Source organism: Paraprevotella xylaniphila YIT 11841, assembly GCF_900683745.1.
In the GTDB taxonomy this organism is placed as follows: domain Bacteria; phylum Bacteroidota; class Bacteroidia; order Bacteroidales; family Bacteroidaceae; genus Paraprevotella; species Paraprevotella xylaniphila.
In genome coordinates this window covers 2,669,515-2,689,125 of sequence record NZ_LR215980.1, presented here as the reverse complement: position 1 = coordinate 2,689,125, position 19,611 = coordinate 2,669,515, and the positions used below count along the sequence as shown (strand labels likewise).

At 50.2% G+C, this 19,611-nt stretch carries 20 protein-coding genes; 7 read left to right on the top strand and 13 right to left on the bottom strand.

The window, feature by feature from the left end; genetic code table 11:
• Positions 1–71: 71 nt before the first annotated feature.
• Entirely contained in the window at positions 72–968 is an 897-nt protein-coding gene (locus E0E47_RS11420) for a serine O-acetyltransferase (protein WP_008627850.1), read from the bottom strand.
• A 116-nt stretch (positions 969–1,084) separates the two neighbouring features.
• Positions 1,085–2,335: a peptidase U32 family protein gene (locus tag E0E47_RS11415; protein WP_130893745.1), complete on the bottom strand. Its 1,251-nt coding sequence runs from the start codon at positions 2,333–2,335 to the stop codon at positions 1,085–1,087.
• Positions 2,336–2,557: 222 nt separating this feature from the next.
• Here E0E47_RS11415 and dusB point away from each other — a divergent pair, with 222 nt between their 5' ends.
• On the top strand, positions 2,558–3,598 hold the full coding sequence (gene dusB / locus E0E47_RS11410; protein WP_130893744.1) for a tRNA dihydrouridine synthase DusB: 1,041 nt from the start codon (positions 2,558–2,560) through the stop codon (positions 3,596–3,598).
• Here the strand turns inward: dusB and E0E47_RS11405 are convergent.
• The 11 genes from E0E47_RS11405 to E0E47_RS11355 form a co-directional block, all read right to left on the bottom strand.
• A complete protein-coding gene (locus tag E0E47_RS11405) occupies positions 3,593–4,492 on the bottom strand; it encodes a hypothetical protein (protein ID WP_130893743.1) in 900 nt (299 codons plus the stop codon). The genes dusB and E0E47_RS11405 overlap by 6 nt on opposite strands.
• Positions 4,493–4,525: 33 nt before the next feature.
• The gene (locus E0E47_RS11400; RefSeq protein ID WP_130893742.1) at positions 4,526–6,499 is read right to left on the bottom strand and encodes a TlpA family protein disulfide reductase; all 1,974 of its coding nucleotides are present in this window, start codon (positions 6,497–6,499) and stop codon (positions 4,526–4,528) included.
• A gap of 66 nt (positions 6,500–6,565) precedes the next feature.
• Positions 6,566–8,467 (bottom strand): hypothetical protein, encoded by a 1,902-nt coding sequence (locus E0E47_RS11395; protein ID WP_130893741.1) that lies wholly within the window; start codon positions 8,465–8,467, stop codon positions 6,566–6,568.
• A 35-nt stretch (positions 8,468–8,502) separates the two neighbouring features.
• Entirely contained in the window at positions 8,503–9,387 is an 885-nt protein-coding gene (locus E0E47_RS11390; RefSeq protein ID WP_232038417.1) for an energy transducer TonB, read from the bottom strand.
• A gap of 291 nt (positions 9,388–9,678) precedes the next feature.
• Positions 9,679–10,110 carry a SufE family protein gene (locus tag E0E47_RS11385; protein ID WP_130893739.1) on the bottom strand — a complete coding sequence of 144 codons (432 nt, stop codon included), beginning with the start codon at positions 10,108–10,110 and terminating at the stop codon, positions 9,679–9,681.
• Position 10,111: 1 nt separating this feature from the next.
• Positions 10,112–11,122 carry a M28 family peptidase gene (locus E0E47_RS11380; protein ID WP_415957839.1) on the bottom strand — a complete coding sequence of 337 codons (1,011 nt, stop codon included), beginning with the start codon at positions 11,120–11,122 and terminating at the stop codon, positions 10,112–10,114.
• Between the two features lie 29 nt (positions 11,123–11,151).
• A complete protein-coding gene (locus E0E47_RS11375; RefSeq protein ID WP_130893738.1) occupies positions 11,152–12,921 on the bottom strand; it encodes a gamma-glutamyl-gamma-aminobutyrate hydrolase family protein in 1,770 nt (589 codons plus the stop codon).
• Between the two features lie 5 nt (positions 12,922–12,926).
• Positions 12,927–13,394, bottom strand: a complete 468-nt coding sequence (locus tag E0E47_RS11370) for an Lrp/AsnC family transcriptional regulator (RefSeq protein WP_021979496.1) — start codon at positions 13,392–13,394, stop codon at positions 12,927–12,929.
• Positions 13,395–13,523: 129 nt separating this feature from the next.
• A complete protein-coding gene (locus tag E0E47_RS11365) occupies positions 13,524–14,420 on the bottom strand; it encodes a BamJ family beta-barrel-assembly machinery protein (RefSeq protein ID WP_130893737.1) in 897 nt (298 codons plus the stop codon).
• A 9-nt stretch (positions 14,421–14,429) separates the two neighbouring features.
• Positions 14,430–15,299, bottom strand: coding sequence for a BamJ family beta-barrel-assembly machinery protein (locus tag E0E47_RS11360; protein WP_040602888.1), 870 nt, complete (start codon positions 15,297–15,299; stop codon positions 14,430–14,432).
• Positions 15,300–15,325: 26 nt separating this feature from the next.
• Entirely contained in the window at positions 15,326–15,931 is a 606-nt protein-coding gene (locus E0E47_RS11355) for a BamJ family beta-barrel-assembly machinery protein (protein ID WP_130893736.1), read from the bottom strand.
• 119 nt (positions 15,932–16,050) lie between these two features.
• Here E0E47_RS11355 and E0E47_RS11350 point away from each other — a divergent pair, with 119 nt between their 5' ends.
• From E0E47_RS11350 to E0E47_RS11320, 6 genes are all read left to right on the top strand, one after another.
• Positions 16,051–16,755 carry an SIR2 family NAD-dependent protein deacylase gene (locus tag E0E47_RS11350; RefSeq protein WP_130893735.1) on the top strand — a complete coding sequence of 235 codons (705 nt, stop codon included), beginning with the start codon at positions 16,051–16,053 and terminating at the stop codon, positions 16,753–16,755.
• Positions 16,752–17,027, top strand: a complete 276-nt coding sequence (locus tag E0E47_RS11345; RefSeq protein ID WP_008627820.1) for a hypothetical protein — start codon at positions 16,752–16,754, stop codon at positions 17,025–17,027. The genes E0E47_RS11350 and E0E47_RS11345 overlap by 4 nt, the downstream gene beginning before the upstream one ends.
• 220 nt (positions 17,028–17,247) lie before the next feature.
• Positions 17,248–17,484: a hypothetical protein gene (locus E0E47_RS11340; protein ID WP_130893734.1), complete on the top strand. Its 237-nt coding sequence runs from the start codon at positions 17,248–17,250 to the stop codon at positions 17,482–17,484.
• A gap of 24 nt (positions 17,485–17,508) precedes the next feature.
• Positions 17,509–17,841, top strand: a complete 333-nt coding sequence (locus E0E47_RS11335; protein WP_130893733.1) for a hypothetical protein — start codon at positions 17,509–17,511, stop codon at positions 17,839–17,841.
• A 124-nt stretch (positions 17,842–17,965) separates the two neighbouring features.
• Positions 17,966–18,244 (top strand): hypothetical protein, encoded by a 279-nt coding sequence (locus tag E0E47_RS11330; protein WP_130893732.1) that lies wholly within the window; start codon positions 17,966–17,968, stop codon positions 18,242–18,244.
• Between the two features lie 440 nt (positions 18,245–18,684).
• Positions 18,685–19,545: a hypothetical protein gene (locus E0E47_RS11320; protein WP_130893731.1), complete on the top strand. Its 861-nt coding sequence runs from the start codon at positions 18,685–18,687 to the stop codon at positions 19,543–19,545.
• The last annotated feature ends 66 nt before the right edge of the window (positions 19,546–19,611 follow it).

The following is a 19,611-nucleotide window of genomic DNA, read 5'->3' as shown; positions in this document are numbered from 1 at the left end:
GGCAGACTCGAGCAAGCTCGGTCTGCGCTCGCTTACTCGCGATTTTCGATGGATGCTTGTTTGCTATTGGTTTATTTATATTTCTTTTGTACGAGTCGGGCGCCGGCGGGCACGTCCTCCGTCACCCAGATATTACCGCCTACTGTCGCGCCCCGGCCCACCGTGATGCGCCCCAGAATGGTGGCGTTGGAGTAGACAATCACGTCATCTTCCAAAATCGGGTGGCGCGGAATACCTTTGATGGGGTGTCCGTCGTCATCGAGCGGGAAGCTTTTGGCTCCGAGCGTGACTCCCTGATAGAGCTTCACGTGGTTGCCGATGATGCAAGTCGCCCCTATCACGACGCCCGTGCCGTGGTCGATTGTGAAATGGTGGCCGATTCGGGCGGCGGGATGGATGTCGATACCTGTCTCGGAATGTGCCATTTCCGTGATGATACGCGGAATCAAGGGCACGCCCAACAAAAGCAGTTCATGGGCGATGCGGTAATTGCTCAACGCCTTGATGATAGGGTAGCAACTGATGATTTCGCCGTAAGACTCGGCAGCCGGGTCGCCGTTGTAAGCCGCTTCCACATCGGTGGCCAGCACTTCGCGCAGGGCCGGCAGGCGGCTGATGAACTGTCCGGCCAGGTCGATGGCCTTTTCGCGTTTGGTGTCGCATGCACAGTCGCCTGTTTCCTTGGCATCGAAGCACAGTCCGGCATGTATCTGTTCGGTCAGCAGGTTGTACATCCGCTCGATGTTGACTCCGATATGATAAGTGATGGTATGATGGTTGACCGTGGATTTCCCGTAAAATCCCGGGAAAAGGATGGCACGGCACAATTCGATAATTTCGTGCAGGACTTTTCCCGAAGGGAGGGGGTCTCCGTCTTGATGTTCATGAAACAAACCTTTCAGGGACGAGTCTTCGGATAATTCCGTGACGGTTTGCGCCAAAAGGTGAGTGAAATTCAACAGACTCATTAAATTTTAAAATGTGTGATATTCTCCGTGCAAAGATAAAAAAATCAGGCTTCCTTCCCAAAAAAAAGCCTGATTATTTGTTACGAGCCTACGCATTGCCCCGATATTGCGGCGCGTCATGCTTCTTTCGCGCTTTTCACCAGTTTGTATAGCTTGTCGTTCGGCCTTATTTTCTCCGGCACTTTGAACGACACACGCATGCCTTTTCCTACGGTTTCCACCGGTTTCAGGTCGTAACGCACTTCTTCCAAATCCATGAACAACGCCCCTGTCGTGGGACCGGTGACGAGCAGGCGGTCGCCCACGCTCATGTCCGCCGCTTCGATTTGGAACTCTCCCACGCCAAGTTTGGAAAAGTATTTGATGGCCTTGCCCACGTAGACCTTTTTTTCCGTGGCGGCCGAGCCGTAGTTCGTCGTCCATTCGCCTAAAGTCTGTCCCTGGTAGTACCCGTCCCAGAAACCACGGTTGAACACGCGGGCCAACCGCTCGTCCCATCCGTCTTTTTTCTCTTCGGTAAACGTTCCGTCCAACACGCTTTGTATGGCTTCCTGATAGCAGCCCACGACGGTGGCCACATATTCCGGTCCCCGGGCACGTCCCTCTATTTTGAACACGCGTACGCCTGCTTCCATCATCCGGTCGATGAAACGTACGGTCTTCAAGTCCTTCGGGCTCATGATGTATTTGTTGTCGATTTCCAGTTCCGTACCCGTTTCGCGGTCTTTCACGATGTAGCCCCGGCGGCAGATTTGCATGCAGGCTCCGCGGTTGGCTGACCGGCCCGTGTTGTCCAGACTGAGGTAACATTTCCCGCTGATGGCCATGCAGAGTGCGCCGTGACAGAACATCTCGATGCGTATCAGCTCTCCGCCCGGACCGCAAATGCGTTGTTCCTCTATTTGCCGGTGTATGTCGGCCACCTGCGTCATATTCAGTTCGCGGGCCAATACCACGACATCGGCAAATTGGGCATAGAATTTTAAGGCTTCGATGTTGCTGATGTTCAACTGGGTGGACAGGTGTACCTCCTGCCCTATCTGCCGGCAGTACATCATGGCGGCTACGTCCGAAGCAATGACAGCGGAGATGCCGGCTTCCTTGGCCGCATCTATGATGGTACGCATCAGCGGAAGGTCCTCGCCATAGATGATGGTGTTTACCGTCAGATAGCTCTTGATGCCGTGTGCGGCACAAGTTTGTGCCATTTCCTTCAGGTCGTCGATGGTGAACGTACTGGCCGAATGCGCCCGCATGTTCAGGTTTTCGATGCCGAAGTATATGGAGTCGGCTCCGGCTTTGATGGCTGCGGCCAATGATTCGCGCGAGCCTACCGGTGCCATGATTTCAAAATCTTTTCTCGTCATGGTGTGGGGTTTTGTTTGCAAAGATACGCCCTTTTCCCGATATACCGGAGACGCGGTAGTGTTTTTTGCTTTTTTACGCTCTCTTTGGGCTTTCTTTGCCGTTTCCTTAAAAAGGTTGCCGACCTTTGCTTCCCGCGAAGGTCGGATTCGGTTCGGCAAAGCCAAATAAGAAAACTCCGTTTTCATTTGCCTCTGCTCTCGCCTTTCACTACCTTTGCACCCATGAAAATAGGAAATGTGGAGTTCGGGCCTTATCCCGTGTTTCTGGCCCCGATGGAAGATGTGACGGACATCGGTTTCCGTCTCTTATGCAAGCGTTTTGGCGCGGCGATGGTATATTCCGAGTTTGTGGCGGCAGATGCCTTGGTGCGCATGGTGAACCGTAGTTTGGAGAAACTGGCAGTGTGCGACGACGAGCGTCCCGTGGCCATCCAGATTTACGGCAAGGAACCGGGCCCGGTGGCCGATGCGGCCCGTATCGTGGTGGAACGTGCCCGTCCCGACGTGCTCGACTTGAATTTCGGTTGCCCCGTGAAGCGCGTGGCGGGTAAGGGAGCCGGGGCCGGCATGTTGCAGAACATTCCCAAGATGTTGGAAATCACGCAGGCCGTGGTGGATGCCGTGGACATTCCCGTCACGGTGAAAACCCGTCTGGGATGGGACGAAAGCAGTAAGGTGATTGTGGATTTGGCCGAACGCCTTCAAGATTGCGGCATCCGGGCTTTGACCATACACGGCCGTACCCGGGCGCAGATGTACACCGGCGAGGCGGACTGGACGCTCATCGGGGAGGTGAAAAACAACCCGCGCATGACGATTCCCATCATCGGGAACGGTGACATAACCTCGCCCGAACGCGCCCGTGAGTGTTTCGACCGTTACGGGGTGGATGCCGTCATGGTGGGGCGTGCCACTTTCGGCCGCCCGTGGATTTTCAAGGAAATCACGGATGTCTTGAACCCGGGAAGCGCGTCGGCCGCGCACGAAGCCGTGAAGAGCGGCTATCCGGTGATGAGTGCGGATTGGAAAATAGACGTGCTCAAGGAGCAGGTGCTCACTAGCGTGCGCCGCATCGACGAATACCGGGGCATCCTGCACAGCCGCCGCCATCTGGCCGCTTCGCCCGTGTTCAAGGGAATCCCCAATTTCCGTGAGACGCGTATCGCCATGTTGCGTGCCGAAACGGTGGACGAGCTTTTCGCCATTCTGGAGCGTGCCCGCGAGGCGGTGAGGCGGGTTAGTCCATGTGATGCCGGTCTATAGCTGTGAATCTAACCATGTATTGTATTTGGCTATGATTTCCATCCCTACCGACATGATGTTGTGAGCCATATTTTGACTGGCTTTTAAGGCTGCTTGGGCAGAGGGCTGTTTCTGCATTTCGCACAGTGTACGCAGGTCGTCCTCGCTTACGTGGTCTGTATAAGCGTTCAACATGCAGGTCTTCATATTCTCTTTGACGTAGTCGATCATCTTTTCTATGAGGTCGGCATTCGGTATTTCCGGACTGTCCCCGTTCTGCGGAATCATGTTGTTCAGTTGGGAGAGGACATTGTCTATGGTGGCTTGTGCGTCCGAAATCGTATAATATTCTTCAAACCATTTCCTGTAAGTATCAGTACATGCTTTGGGGGATACGGTTTCCGGTTTTTCTCCGGTTAAGATGACTTCCATCCCTTGGCTTATGCTTTCTTCTATAACGGGTGAAGATGAAGCTGTCAATACATGTTGCATGGCTATGCGTACCTTTTCGTCTTTCAGCCTTGCGGCATAATCTTTCAACTGTTCCAATGACACTTCTTTTCGGAAATAGGGTGAGAGTAAATCAGCGAGGTCTTTTTTGAATGCGCCTTTAAAGTACTTCTGCGTCATTTCCCGGGCTGCTTGCTCTTTTTCTTCCTCGCTCATTTTTTTGAACTCTGATTTGTCCGATTCTTGTATTTTCTCTTGAGCCATTGGAATGAAAGCCAATTGGTAATCATTAAACTTATCCATACTTCCACTGTATTCCATTATTTGGATGAGTAGTTGTCCATATTCGTCTGTTTTCTCTTCAGGAGTGTCCTGCGATGTCTTTTGATTGCCACATGCTATGTTTGTTCCACATAATAGGATGAGCAGCAACATGAAAACTGTTTGAAAATTCCTCTTTTTCATTTTTCTTATTTTTAGTGGTTAATTGTATTGGGTTTATTCTTTTTGGGAGAGTTGCTCTTTTAATGCTTGTATCAGTTTGTCTTTTTCGTTGGGACGAGGAGCATTCTTGGTGACGAGCCGCCCCGCCTTGTCGAAGATGGCGTAAGAGGGATAACCACCGTTCAAGAGTATGTTTTCTACGGCTTCCTGTTGTGTGCCGGGCAGGTTGTAGTGTACGGTTTGCGCCCCTACTGAGCCGTATTCCTTGATGATTTGCCGCCATGCGTCGTCCGGTGTACGGTTGGCCAAATAAAGGAATACGACGTCGCGCCCTTTCATGGCTTCTTTGATGGCCGGGACGAAGTCACGCATGTGCCCCTTGCACGGGCCGCACCATCCGCCCCAGATGTCGGCATAGACCACCTTGCCGCGATAGGGGGCGAGGATGCGTTGCAGGATTTCGTTCCCGTCGGTCAGTCCGGCCACGATGTCGTTGCTTTTCAGCGAACCTTGGTAGTCGAAGGGCGTTTGCAGTTGGCGGGTGTAGAAGTCTTGCCGCCGGGCGACGGCCTCGCGCAACACGGGAGTTTGGATATGCGCCATGGTTTCGCGCATCAACGGTTCCGGAAAGGGGGTATGGTCACGTTCCAATGCCTCCCATGCCATCAAGGTTCCGGCAAGGTCTTTCTGGAAGCGGGTCCATGTGGAAGACGCAAGGAGTTCCTGGTATCTTAACAATTCCGCGTTTCCGATGATTCGGGGCTCCCGTTCCCGAAATACCGGAAACTGGTGTATTTCTCTCGCAATCTTGAAATGGTTTTCATTATATGCCTGCATGGCCGTGCTGTCAGCCGGATTGTCGCGGGAGAACTTTCGTCCCATGTCCACCGTCCGGTCTATGAGCTGCAAAAGCGTGTCGGGGAGGTGCAAGTCTTCTTGCCAGGGCAACACTTGCTGTAACTTCTCCAAGTCTATCATGACGGCAAAACGGACGAGAAACTGTTGGTACTGATAGTAAACGGATTGTTGCAGGAAGCCGTGGTAGTCGGGGAAGATGGTGTAGGGTACGGGTGGTATGGTATGGCATAAGGAATCAATGGCTCGTACGATTTCCGGGGAGAGACGCTTTTCGCCGAAATCCGAAAGGTTGTAGCGTTGGTAGGCGAGACGGTGGAGGGCGCTGTAACGGATTTCTTCTTCTTTCAGTGTGCGGTAACGCCGGGACAGGTTGGGGTGTTTGCCGATGAGGCTGTCTAATTGCCGTTCACGGCGTGCCAGTTCGTGCCGTACCTCGTCAAGGCAGGTACGGTTGTCTACCGAGTGGATGTCCCTTTCGGTCGGAGAGAATACGTCTAAATTCATTCCGACAGCCAACAGTTCGTTGCTCGTCCGTGCATCTTCCCCCATCAGTATAGGGGAACGGCCGTCCATGTACAGGTAATAGTCTTGTTCCGGATTGAGCAGTAGCGTGAACGTGTGCCCCGCGATGCGGCAAAGGGCTTGTGCCGGTCCAAAGGCTGGAAAGCGCAACCGGAAACGTCCGAGTGAGTCGGTTTGTGGCTGGAATTTGGGATATTCGGTGAGTTGGGGCATGGAACAGGTAAAAGTGGCATGCTCCATACTGGGCAGATAACCGCACAATGTGACGCTGTCTTCCCGGTAACTGCATGGTTGCGGCGGCGTGTCGTCAGCTGGCAGGTAGGAAAGGATGCCTTTCGCGCTGTCCCACAGCCGGTAGGTCTGTGCCTTTCCGTCGTTGACGGCGATGGTGCAAACGGAGTCGTTTCGGTAGCGGATTTCCAGTTGCAAGGTTTCTTTGCCGCTTCGTAAGGTGACGGCGGTTTTCTTTCTGCCTTCCTTGACGGAGACATATTGCCATTGACGTGCGTCGTGTACGGCAAAGTCCTTGAAGAATCCCCATTCCCACGCGCCGGTCGCGGCGTTAAGCCAACAGGCATCGCGGTCGGTTTGTGCCTGTATGCCTGCGGCGGCATAGAACAAGAAAAGGGATAAAACAGCTTTTTTCATGGTGTATTTATCGGTTGAGTTGTGTTTCCAATACCACTAATAAAAGGAAGAACAGTGGCGTTACGGTTATTCGGATTTCCGTTTCAGTATCACGCGGCTGTAGTTTCCTGTGGGGCTTTGTCCCGCTATAAACGCTTGGTTTTCGTCCAGTTCACCGATAAGGTCGCCCAATTCGAACTCCAAAGTCTTGTTTCCGGGATTGAAAGTGATTGTAGCTTGGTACTCAGCCATTTCGCTATAGCCGTCTAACACAGTGATGAATGCCTTGTTGCCGATGACTTCGTTGAGAGTTATCTTGTTTTCGGATACTCGCTGTGGTGAAGTGGTGGCAAGGTTCATCCATCCGTCGGCCGTTCCGCCGTCTCCTTTTACGGAGTTGGCGTTGTAGAAATCAAGCTTGAGAGTAACGATGGCGGCTGGTATGTCATCATCATAGTAGTCGTTGTGGATCATTTCATCTGTCCAACTCCAAGTGCCGCGGAAAGGTTGCGAGTAGTCTTCTTCTGTGACATCCGTCGTCTTTTCAGTAGGAGCGTCAGCTTCGACCATTTCGGCTGTGGGCTCGTTAGCGGTTTCGGGTTTATTACCGGATTCATCTCCGTTTTCAGGTGTTGTCCGGTTCGAGATACGGTCGAGTGTGAATGTCACGGGGAAGATATAACCGTATCCTCCACATTCCAATTCAGGCGTATCTTCGTTACCTACGGTGATGTCTATTTTTGCGCTGTCCGTCCGGAGGAAAAGCGTGGTCGGCACGATGATATCTTTGTTTTCCAATTCGTCCCACCATGTCAGTTCGAGCCTGGCCGTATTGCCCTCCACCTGGACAGAAGCCACGTCGAAACTGATAGAGAAGAACCCCATCTCTTCTTTGCTACCGAAATAGAATGTGCCTTTTGTGGAATCGCCTTTGAGGTCGAGGATGAGTTCGGCGGCTTCGGATTCGTTGTCGAATCGCCATGTACCCGAGAATTTTTCCTTAGCGGAAGAACCACAGAAAGCCATGCAAATTGCTGTAACGAGGATGGCCAAAGCGATACCACCGTAAAGGAGGATCTTGTTCCTTTGCGAAGGGCGGGATTGGGGAACGCTGTTTTCGGTATCCGGAGTGTTCGTATGGGGTGTGTACAGGGAGGTGTCTGTTTGGGCTTCGAGGGTAATGGGAGCGGTTACAGTTGAGTTCTCATCTTGTGCATTGGTTTCCTCTACGAGGCGCCCCGCATGGATGTTGACCCATCCGAGGATACGCAGCACGAACTGCATGACAGACCAATAAAGCATAATGAGGCCGAAGACCAGTACCTCAAGCCCTATGGCAAAAACGGTACCCTTGATTTGACGGGAGATTTCATCGAAGCCCGTGTACATAAGGTTGTTGAAATCTATACCTTTCGTAAAGAGAAGAATGCTGACCACTATGACGGCGGCAGCTACGAACGGCATCCAAATCAAGTTGATGTTGTATACGGCGGATTTGCGTAGCTGCTCGGCACCTTTGAGAGCCGGTTTGCTCCACGTCGCTTCTTCACGGAGTTCTTCAAAAGCCGATTTGAGAAGGATTAGCGAGATTATCGTGCATACGAAAGCGCCGAACCGAAATAACCAACCGAAAATGACAGGTAGGAAAGAGGCCGGGAAGAGCAATAGGGTGGCTGTGATTTCAAAACCGCAAGCAGTGGAGATGCGTCCCACCATGGCAGATGCCTCGTAATTCTTTTGTATCGCCTTAAAGCCATTCAGTCCGACGAGGTACAAGATGTAGCCTATGATAGTCAGGGTTTGTGCGCTGAGAGTGAACGGTTTTAAAGGCAATTCTTCTTCGCCAACCGCTTTCAGCAAATCGTTGGCAGTGTCTATGGCAATGGAAGCCGTTTGTAAGATACCGGCCACCCAACCGGCTATGGCTACAATGATAACTCCCGTCAGGATGAGGCGGGTATGTTTGGTCCAAATTTCGTTGTTGTACATACGGATAAGGTATTAATAAGGTATAAAAAGGAAAGTTATTTCAATCGGAAGTGGACGGGGAGGGTGTATTTCACCCTAACCGGTTTGCCTTTCTGCTTGCCGGGTGTCCACTTGGGCATGGAGGATACCACCCTGAGGGCTTCTTTGTCGAGAGAGGAATCCACGCTTTTGGTCACTACGGTGTTGCTGATGCTCCCGTCTTTCTCCACGCAGAATTGCACGAGCACCCGGCCTTGTATTCCGTTTTCCATAGCTATTGTGGGATACTTCACATTACGGGCGAGGTAGGACATGCAAGCAGACAACCCTCCCGGAAACTCCGGCATTTGTTCCACTATGTTATAGATGTTCTCGTCTTTCTCTGTCTCCGAGGGCTGCTGTTCCGTACTGGGGATTTCCGTATCCGCAATGGCGTCCTCCACGATGTTCTGGATTTCTGGTAATGCGGGTGGAGGAGATACCGTTTCGGCTTTTTGGGCGGCTTCGCGCCTTTCGTTTTCCAAAATCCGTGCCAATGCCTCGTCATGGATAAAGAAACCGTTGAACGAGGATGGTGCATAGCCTTTGAAAGCCGACACGATGTCGAACTTGAACGATTTGCCTTCCGTGATGGCCGGGAAGATGTAAGCCCCGGCTATCTGTACCCGGTTGTTGGGAAGCAGGTACATCATATTGATGGTATGGGAAGAAGATGACTGGGCCGCCTTGCCGTAGATGCGGAATTTGTAGCCGCCTGATGACGGACCGAGACAGAGGATTTGCGTGACGTGCCAATAGCGGTCCACTCCGGCATCGGTCTTGTGAGGTACTTTCACGGGATACGCCTTGGCGGGCAGTTTTACGGTAGTTTGTGCATGGCTTCCGAAGGTAACGATAAAAAGCCACACCAATGATACGAAAGCTACAATTGTCTTTTTCATAAGTTTCATCAGTAAATGTGAAAGAATTGATTCCCAAACATGCTGTAAAGGTAGTGATTTTTCTCAAATGGAAGTATGCTGAAGTATATTATTTTTGCAATATGCCTGTTTTTCACCATTTACGTACCCCCTAAAATACTTTTGTTATTCCTTTGTTAGTCGACCCGGTAGGGGCTTTGTGCCATGGGTTTGGCATGATGATGGAAGAAGGTGTTGTACCCTATTGCGGCTTACTCAGGTGCGGGATTTTTCCTGCACCTGAGTTTAAGTTACTCGTCTAAGAGGGCGTGTTTATACCGTTTCCTCTTTGGCCTTGAAAGCCAAAGCGTACATTTTCATTTGTTTAAGCATGGCTACCAGACCGTTGCTTCGGGTGGGCGAAAGATGCTCTTTCAGTCCGATACGGTCGATGAAGTAAAGGTCGGCATCGAGAATCTCTTGCGGGGTATGTCCGCTCAACACCCGCACCAACAAGTCCACAATACCTTTTACAATCAGCGCGTCGCTTTCGGCGCGGAACACGACCCGTCCTTCCCGGTAGTCGGCTTGCAGCCACACCCGGCTTTGGCAACCGTCTATCAGGTTCTGTTCAGTCTTGTACTCTTCGGGGAGCGGTTCCTGTCCGCTGCCCATGTCGATGAGCAACTGGTATTTGTCCATCCAGTCATCGAAGCCGCTGAACTCTTCGATGATTTCGTCTTGTACTTCGTTAATCGTTTCCATTTTATTGGTTTTCGTTATAAATCACTTGGATTACCGTCTGTCCCACAGCTTTCAGTACCTGTCGGTCTATGTGCTCCATATTGTCGTTTACCGTGTGCCACGTAGGGCCGAACCCGGACGGGGCATCGGTAAAGTAAGGGATAATATCGATGCACGGGATACCGGCTATCTCGTTGACCGGTACGTGGTCGTCGGTGATATACCCCCCGTCACGCATAGGGAAGAATTGCCCGTATCCTAATTGGGCAGCCGTGTTCCAAACCAAATCGACGACTTGTGAGGCGTATCTTTGGGAATATCCTTCTTTGGAGAAAGTACTGCCTTGCCCGCCGACCATGTCCATCAAGATGCCGAAGCGTGCCTGATAACCGTATACATGCGGGTTGGCCGCCCAATATTGCGAGCCGAGGCACCATGACGAAGCGTCTCCGGCTTGGTCGGACCATTGCGGCACGCCGTAATCTTCCGCATCGAAACAGATAAAGTCTATTCCTATTTCAACGGGATGAAGTTGGATGAGCCGCGCCATTTCCAACATGACGGCCACATCGCTGGCTGCATCGTTGGCAGCCAACACCGGTTTGTGCCAGTTGGCAGAGTCCGGGTCGTTGTCGGCCCACGGACGGCTGTCCCAATGCCCGCAAACCAGTATGCGTGCCTTTGTGTCGGGGTTATAAGATGCGATGATGTTACGGGCTTTCAGGACCGTACCGTCGTATGCCTTCACGTCTGCATATTGGTCGGTGACGGTCGCGCCGAAACTTTTGAATTTCTCGGCAATGTACGTGCCGCAAAGACGGTGGGCTTCCGTGTTCGGTACGCGAGGCCCGAACGCGCATTGTGCAGCCGTATAGGCGAAAGCACTGTCTGCATTGAATTCCGGTGCGGCAGCCATAGGAATGCTGTCGGTTGTGCCTGTCCCGTTTCCGGTTTTATGCCCGCAAGCCGTACAGACGGATAGAAAAACACCGAGGACTGTGCTCCATTGCAAGTTTAAAATAGTTCTTTTCATGAATCTGTTTTGCTTATTCTGTTTTCCGGTCAGCAAGTCCTGCTGTCTTGCACGAGTTGCATGACCCTTAGGAAATTTCCTCCCCAGATGCCGGCTATGTCCGTGTCATTGTATCGTTCGGCTAACAGGCGGCGGGTGAAGTTGATGGCTTCCGCTGCCGATGCGCATCCCGGTATTCCTCCGTCACCGTCGAAGTCCGTTCCGATGCCTACATGCTCTACGCCCATGATGTTTACCATGTGGTTCAAGTGTTCTATGGCATCGAGGATGGAAGCTTCACCGTCTTCGCGCAAGAAGCCTTTATAGAGAGTGACCTGGGCCACTCCGTCTTTTCGGGCGAGTGCCTTCATCTGTTCGTCGGTCAAGTTGCGCGGTACGTTGCACAAGGCACGGCAAGACGAATGGGAGCAGACGATGGGAGTGGTACTAAGTTCTAACGCATCGTAAAAGCTGCTTTCTGCTCCGTGGGAGAGATCCACCATCAATCCCAAGCGGTTCATTTCCTGCACAGCCTCACGGCCGAATGCGCTGAGTCCGCCGTGCTCTCCTTTTCCCCGTGCCGAGTCGCAAATATCGTTGTCGCCGTTATGGCATAAAGTCATGTACACGACACCCCGGTCACGGAAGTGGCGCAGGCGGGAGAGGTCTTTCCCGATGGCGTATCCGTTTTCGATGCCCAACATGATGGCTTTCTTGCCGGCATTTTTCAAACGTAGCAAATCGGATGGGGTGTAAGCGATGTCCACAGACGTACAATGAGCCGCCGCCATTTTTTCTATTTGTGTCAGTATGAGGTCGGCTTTTGCTGTGGCGGCCTGTAATGCCTCGTCCGTCCGTTCGCCTTGCGCCAGATAGGCCACCATGATTGTGGCATCCAACCGGCCTTCTGTCATTTTGTGGAGGTCGACAAGGACGTTCGGGTCCCGTTGGTCGAAATGGATGCTTTTGTGGAAAAACATGGGGGTGTCGCAATGACTGTCCAACGTCAGTATTTTCCGGTGAAGGGCTTTGGCTTCGCGGAAAGAACCGGCTTCTTCACATAGCCACCGGAACAAGGGCATCATGCTCTCGTCTTGCCGCAGGATGAAACATTCGGGATGCCATTGCACGCCCAATACCGATTTGTATTCCGCCGACTCCACTGCTTCGATAAGACCGTCCGGTGAAGTGGCGCACACCCGCAGGAGGGGGCCTGCCTCTTTGACGGCCTGATGGTGGAAAGAATTGACCGCGACCGGTGCCTCGCCGAGCAAGCGGCGTAAAACCAGACTGTCGGCTGTCGGCTGTATGGTATGCGACGCATACCTTCGGTCCAGTTGTTGGTCGTGTCCGAGCAGTTGCCGGTCCGGTTGTTGTCTGTAGATGTCCTGGTAGACAGAACCGCCCAATGCCACGGTGAGCATCTGTATGCCCCGGCAGATGCCCAGTATAGGAATCTGTCGGTCGTAAGCCAGGCGGATAAGCAGCAGTTCGGCCAAATCACGTTTGTAATTGACGCTGTGCAGTTGCGGAATCGGTTCTTCGCCAGTAAACAGCGGGTTCAGGTCGCCTCCGCCCGAAAGCAAAAGGCCGTCTACATGCTCCAACACATTGGCCAACGCATCCCGGTCCTCAAAAGGAGGGATGATGACCGGAGTGGCTCCCGCTTTCAGTATGGATTCAAAATAGCCTTCGGCCAGTTCGCACCCCTTTTCTCCGAAATTGCCTGTAATACCGATTACAGGTTGTTTTTTATATCCCGGGAAGCAGTTGTGGTATTGGCCGTAAGCGGTTTCCCAGTCGAAGTAACCGGAACTCATGAGGGTTATTTTTTATTTAAAACGATAGGAATTTCTTTATTGATGCTCTGTTCCAGTGAAATTAAGGTTTCGGTGGAGATTACTCCCGGAATTTCTTGCAGCTTGTTGTTCAACAGTTCCATCAGATGGGCATTGTCGCAAGCATACAGCTTGATGAGCATCGTGTAAGGTCCGGTGGTGAAATGGCATTCCACGACTTCCGGAATGTGGTTCAGTTCCTCTACCACGCGTTTGTACATCGAACCGCGTTCGAGAATGACACCCACGTAGGTACAGGTGCTGTAACCCAATGTCTTGGGGTCTACGTGGTAGCCCGAACCAACTATGACACCGAGGTCGATGAGGCGCTGTACCCTTTGGTGGATGGCCGCACGTGATACGCCGCATTCCGCAGCCACATCTTTAAATGGAATACGTGCATTTCCCGTAATGATTTCCAGAATTTTCTTATCTAAATTGTCTATCTTCTCCATAGGTTGTTTTTTATATTGATTGGACATTTTGTAAGCAAATATAGCCGTTTTTCTGCAAACTGCATGCAGCTTTAACAAAAAAAGACGCCAAAACATGTTTTTGGCGTCTTTTTATAGAGAATAGTTCACTTATTTTTCAATTTCCAACAGCTCAACCGTAAAAATCAATGCGGAGAAGGGTGGAATTTTGCCGGCTTCGCGTGAGCCGTAACCCAGTTCCTGTGGAATGTAGATTTCCCATTTGGAACCTACCGGCATTTGGGTAAGTGCTTCCGTCCAACCTTTGATGACTTGGTTGCAACCAAAAGTGGCCGGTTGTTTACGTTCGTATGAACTGTCAAAAACCGTACCGTCTACCAAACGTCCTTCGTAGTTCACTTTTACTTTGGAGGTGGCGGTAGGAACCTCACCGTTGCCTTGGGTCAATACCTTATATTGCACTCCCGAAGGCAAAGTCCGTACGCTGTCCTTTTTGGCGTTGGCTTTCAGGAAAGCTTCACCGGCACGGCGGTTGTCGCCATACTTGCGTTCCATGTTCGCGTCATGGTAATACTTCATTTGCTTCTGGGCCACTTCCTCTGCTTTTTGCAAACTCATGTCCGTTGGCAGACCTGCTAGCATCTTGCCGAACCCGTCCAAAAAGAGGTCCCGGTTGAGGGTCTTCACGGAGTCGTTCCCTGCTATCTGTCTGTCTATGCCCGGGATGACTTGTTCCTCTACCTGTTGGCGAATCTGCAATCCGGCACTGTATGCCTGCAACTTTTTGCGTTCGGCTTCCGAGAGCGAAGCGTTGAAACCTTCGATGAAGTTTGCCATATAGGCGGTGTCCACGTTCATACGGTTGGTGACGTAGTTTTTCAGCCCCTGCGTGTTAGCCATGCCCATGGCGTAACTGAACGTGTCTACGGAACATGTGTCCACCCGGACTGTTTCCGCTTTCTTGGCTTTCTTGTTTTTTCTCTTTGCGCTGCCGTCGAAGCAGGCGAGGACAGCCAAGGAAAGGACCGCATATTTCAATCCGTTCATTTTCCGGTTTTATTTTTTGATGCTCAGCAATTCGATTTTGAATTTCAAGGCAGAGAACGGCTTGATTTGGCCGGCTTCTCTTTCAGCGTATGCCTGATCCTGCGGGATATATACCATCCATGTCGAACCGACGGGCATGTGGGTCAAGGCTTCAGTCCACCCCGGAATCACTTGGTTGCAACGGAATGTGGCCGGGCTCTTGCGTTCGTATGAGCTGTCGAACACCGTGTCATTGATAAGCTTGCCTTCGTAGTTTACTTCCACGCGGCTGGTGTCTGCCGGAATTTCACCGTTACCTTCTTTGATGACTTCGTAATATACACCGTTGGCCAGTTTCTTGATACCGGCTTTCTTGGCGATGTTCGCCATGAACTCTTCTCCGGCCTTTTTATTGTCGCCGTAAGTCTTTTCAAGGCTCTTGGCTTTCACTTCCTTCATTTTGGTCTGAGCCAGTTCCTGTGCTTGTTCGAGGGTCATTTGGCCGCCTTTTTCCATCACGCCGGCAATGAAGCCTGCCAAGAAATTCTGCAAGCTGATGGTTTGGGTAGAGTCGTTGCCGAACACTTCGTAGTTGATGCCCTTGATCATTTGCTGGCTCACTTGTTGGCCGATTTGGATACCGGCATAGTAAGCTGTTTTTTTCTTGTCGTCGCCAGCGTTGGCACCTTCGTTCAGACCTTTTACGAATTCAGCCAAATAAGTGGTGTCCACTCCGAGACGGTTTACCAAATAAGGTTTCAGACCTTGGGTCTGTGCCATACCGATAGAATAACTCAAAGAGTCCACATCCGTTTTCATGTCTGCCTTCGGAGCCGAAGAAGAACAAGAAGAAATGAGTGCTGCCAAGCCGGCAGCCGCGATAATACCTGTTTTTTTCATTTTTGTTACTATGAATTAAATAATTTTTAAAGTACTTTGATGAGTTCCACATCGAAAATCAATGTGCTGTAAGGCGGGATGGAATTTCCTGCGCCGCCTGCACCGTAGCCTAACAAGTAAGGGATAAAGAAACGGTATTTTGCACCTTCTTTCATCAGTTGGAGCCCTTCGGTCCATCCGGCGATTACCCCGTTGAGCGGGAAGTCGGCCGGTTCGCCGCGTTGCAGGCTGCTGTCGAAGAGCGTCCCGTCGATGAGCATCCCTTCATAATGGCAACGCACCTTGTCTGTCGCTTTCGGGCTTTTGCCGTCGCCTTCTTGCAACACCATGTATTGCAGTCCGGAGGCAGTCGTGACCACGCCCTCTTTCTGCGCGTTTTCTTTAAGGAATTTCTCGCCGTCCGCTTTCGCCTGTTTGCCTTTGGCTTCCTTTTCCTTGTTCATGGCTGCTTCTTTTTCCTGAAAATATTGGGTCACGATGCTTTGTGCCTCGTGGTGAGATACTGCCAGTTCTTTGTTTTCGAGTACGTCCTTGATGGCTTGTGCGAAATCGTCGATGCAAAGGTCTTGTGCTCCCATGCTTTTGAGTTGTTGTCCGATACCCAAGCCTAATGCGTAGCTTACTTTGTTCATTTTGTGGTGTTTTTAATAATAATGTCCTTACTAAGGGCGCAAAGTTAATTGAATTATTTGACCTTTAGGATGATTTGCTTGTATTTTTTCCTATTTTTGTAGGTAAAAAACTAAAATAGATGAAAAAAGTTGTTGTTTTGACGGGGGCAGGCATGTCGGCCGAAAGCGGTTTGAGTACGTTCCGGGATTCAGGCGGGCTGTGGGACCGCTATCCGGTGGAGGATGTGGCCACTCCTGAAGGATATGCCCGCAATCCGGAGTTGGTCACACGTTTTTATAATGAACGCCGCCGTCAGTTGCAAGAGGTGGAACCATGCCGGGGACATGTGTTGTTGGCAGCCATGGAGCAAGATTACGATGTGACGGTCATCACGCAGAATGTGGACAACTTGCACGAACGTGCCGGCAGCACGAAAGTGGTTCATTTGCATGGCGAACTGACGAAAGTCACATCGAGTTTGGAACCGGACAACCCTAAGTACATCCGTGAACTTCGCCCTGAGGAATGGGAAGTGAAAATAGGCGACCGTGCGGCAGACGGCAGCCAGTTGCGGCCTTTCATCGTTTGGTTCGGCGAGCCTGTCCCGATGATAGAGGCTGCCATCGACATCACTTCTACGGCGGATGTTTTTGTCGTTATCGGCACTTCCCTGAATGTTTACCCGGCGGCAGGGCTGCTGAATTACGTCCCGTCCCATGCTCCCATTTATGTGATAGATCCCAAGCCCGTGGCAGGTATCCATGGCGGGGGACGTGTGCATCATTTGATGAAAGGAGCTTCCGAAGGGGTGGAAGAGCTTATGGTTTGTTTGGAAAAATTATGAAAGGGCAAAAGGAGGAAGCGCGTCTTTCCCTCCTCCAGGAATTTTGGGAAAACATGTTTCATCTTTCAGGTTGTTCTGTAAGTCTCTTGTATATAGCAAGTTATGAACTGAAGGATGATTTCACCATCTTTCAGCCCTGTTTCAGTCGTGCCTTGTATAGAACCGGAAATCGTTCGGCATACGAGGCACTTTTTTTCTGCGCCAAACGAAAAATCAATCTCAGCCGAATGATTTTTCGTTTGGCGCAGATTGATTTTCATCTTTCTGCATGACAGTAGGCTGAAAGATGTCCGAATCATCTTTCAGTGTATTAATTTTCTTTGTTCCAGTGCTTTATGATTCATCCTGAAAGATGAAACATGTTTTTGGAAAAACTCTGGGGTAGGGAAGAATGCCTTTTCACGGCTCTTTGTTAAAGAGTTCTAATGTTGTAATTTCTTAATAAGTAGTTTTACACCTTCATACGTATATATTTATAAAATAGTCAAGCGTATGAAAGGTATAGTTTACTTTATGGTTTTATGTGCGTGTTGTGCTTGCCGTTACGGGAACACAGCCGTGGAAGAGGCTTTAATTGCAGGGGGCGCTTTTTATAAAATGGGGAGCCATGAGGAAATCCGAGGGGCTATAATAGGAACGGATGGCTCTTGGGGCAACAATCCGGAAAGGATGAACGAATCTTCACATACGAAGAAGGACGGCAAGTGTGGTGGTAAGACGGCTACATGAAGAAAATCTTAAATACGGATAGCTATGGAACAAGAACGTAATTTGAAAGAGAAAATGATGTTGTCTTTTCGGGGGATAGTTAAAGCTCTATTTAAAGGAAAGGGTATTATTATGATGGGCGAGCATTTGTTGGCAAAGGAATATCTGAGGTTTATAGAGCGTGTGCATCTGGTTTATCCCAAATTGACCAAGGATGACATGCTTATCGTGCTACTTATGCGGATGCGCCTCAGGAATACGGAGATAGCCCGGTTGCTGCATGTGAAACCGGCATCATTCCGGCTACGCCGATGGAGGTTGAAGAAAAAACTGGAAGGGTTGGGGAGTGATTTACGTAGCATAATAATGAAGTTGTAAATACGCCATTGTGTTAAGGACTGTAAAAAGCGTATACAAATTGAACGTGTCTGAATTTGTATACGCTTTTTGTTTGGAGAATACTTTTTTAAAACCTTATTTTACATAAACAAATAGAATGAATATGAAATGGAAGAAAAGTGACCAAAGCATATATTCGCAGCTCTTTTGTTTTGCTATGTTTGTTGTCGATTTGATTGTGGGTGTCGACCATTTATGTGAAAGAAATACCAATGCTTTTTTCAAGATAGGCATGTCTTTCGTTTGGCTGTTTGCAGGGTTGAAGGGGAGGAACATTTGGGTGGATTGGTTGGGATGGATTATATGGGCCTTCTTCCTTTTGCTTCAAATATCGTTGATGCTTGACCGTGATTTTTGGAAATCCGTTTATTTCGTCCGGTAGTTTTTCATAAAGTAAAACTGAGAGCATACAATGAACAGGCAAAACGTTATTTTGGGGCATGCTTCTTACGTGTGCCGTATGGTTGAAGCCATACTTCGGAAACCCATAAAAGTGGAATAAATAGTTGGTAATTCTGATGAGACATAAATATAAAAACGATATAGTAGAAGCCTTTTCTTGGATATGGGGGATAAGTGCGTTGGCTTTAGGGCTTTATTTTTTGGCTGGAAGGAACTGTTGGGCAGTTGTTTGCTTTTCTGTCGGTGTGCCGATGTTTAGAACCAAGTTGCGGTGGGCGAGGATAGGATATTGTATCATCATGATGGGGCTGCTCTTATTCTGTGTGTATGTATCCTGCTCCGGAGGTTTTTGGGCTGTTGGCGAGGACTGGTTGCAGAAGGCAGTTGTTTGATGTATTGTTGGATATAAATTCTAAATAAATGAAGAGTATTTTATGTGGGGTAAGCTGGGTGGTATTCTTGATGTGGAATATGCCGATGGCAGCACAAGTGTCCACAAGCGGACGACTGGGAACGTGGAAAGAACAGTTGGAGTATGCCCTGAAACATCATGGGGAAGAGGCTGTGAAAAGCCGTGATGGAAACGGAGTCGGCCTTTATCTGAAAGGGTACACTTACCGGGGGAAGATTGATTTGGAAAGAGAATTGGAGGAGGTGAAGTCGCGCCTGTTTTCGGACGTGGCCAACACGGTGTGCTATTATGACAACACCCGTTATGCCTACGATGTGGTGAGCGTGGGGCTGATGAGGTGCTTGTCAGGTGTGATGGGGCAGACCGTTATGATTGATGCCATTCGCAACGATTGTGAAAAGGAGATGCATACGGGAATGGAAGTCATTGAGTTGGAATGGTGCAAGGAGGGTAACACCTACCGTTCGTGGGCTGTAGCGGAAAAGGAGGGCCGTATTGTGTTTGAGAATATAGGTTGCCTTATTGCAGACATGGAAAGTATGGAGCAATGCGACAGGGACAGCGCGGAATCGGAAAGAGAAAAAGTATTCGAGAAGTCCTGCACGTTGAGGAACTTGTTGGGGATGGAACTTTATTCATATCGCATGTATTGCCGCTCTTCCTTTGGCGAAGACGGGATTTTGAAGTCCGTCCAAATGCATGCCAAGCAGTCTTCCGCTTTCGGGTGGCATTGTTCGGCTGAGATCTATACGGAAGAAGGGGTAATAGACCAAGACGCTTACCATCTTTGTCATTGGAAGAATAAGGTCACTCCTCCTTGGGGCGGTGCCATGGGTGAAAGCGGAACGTTCACGCACAGGAAAGAATAGGGAAAAGTGCAAAGTTACAGCTTAAGTATATGTGTTAAAAAAACAAAAGCAAGAGGGCTTTTCTGC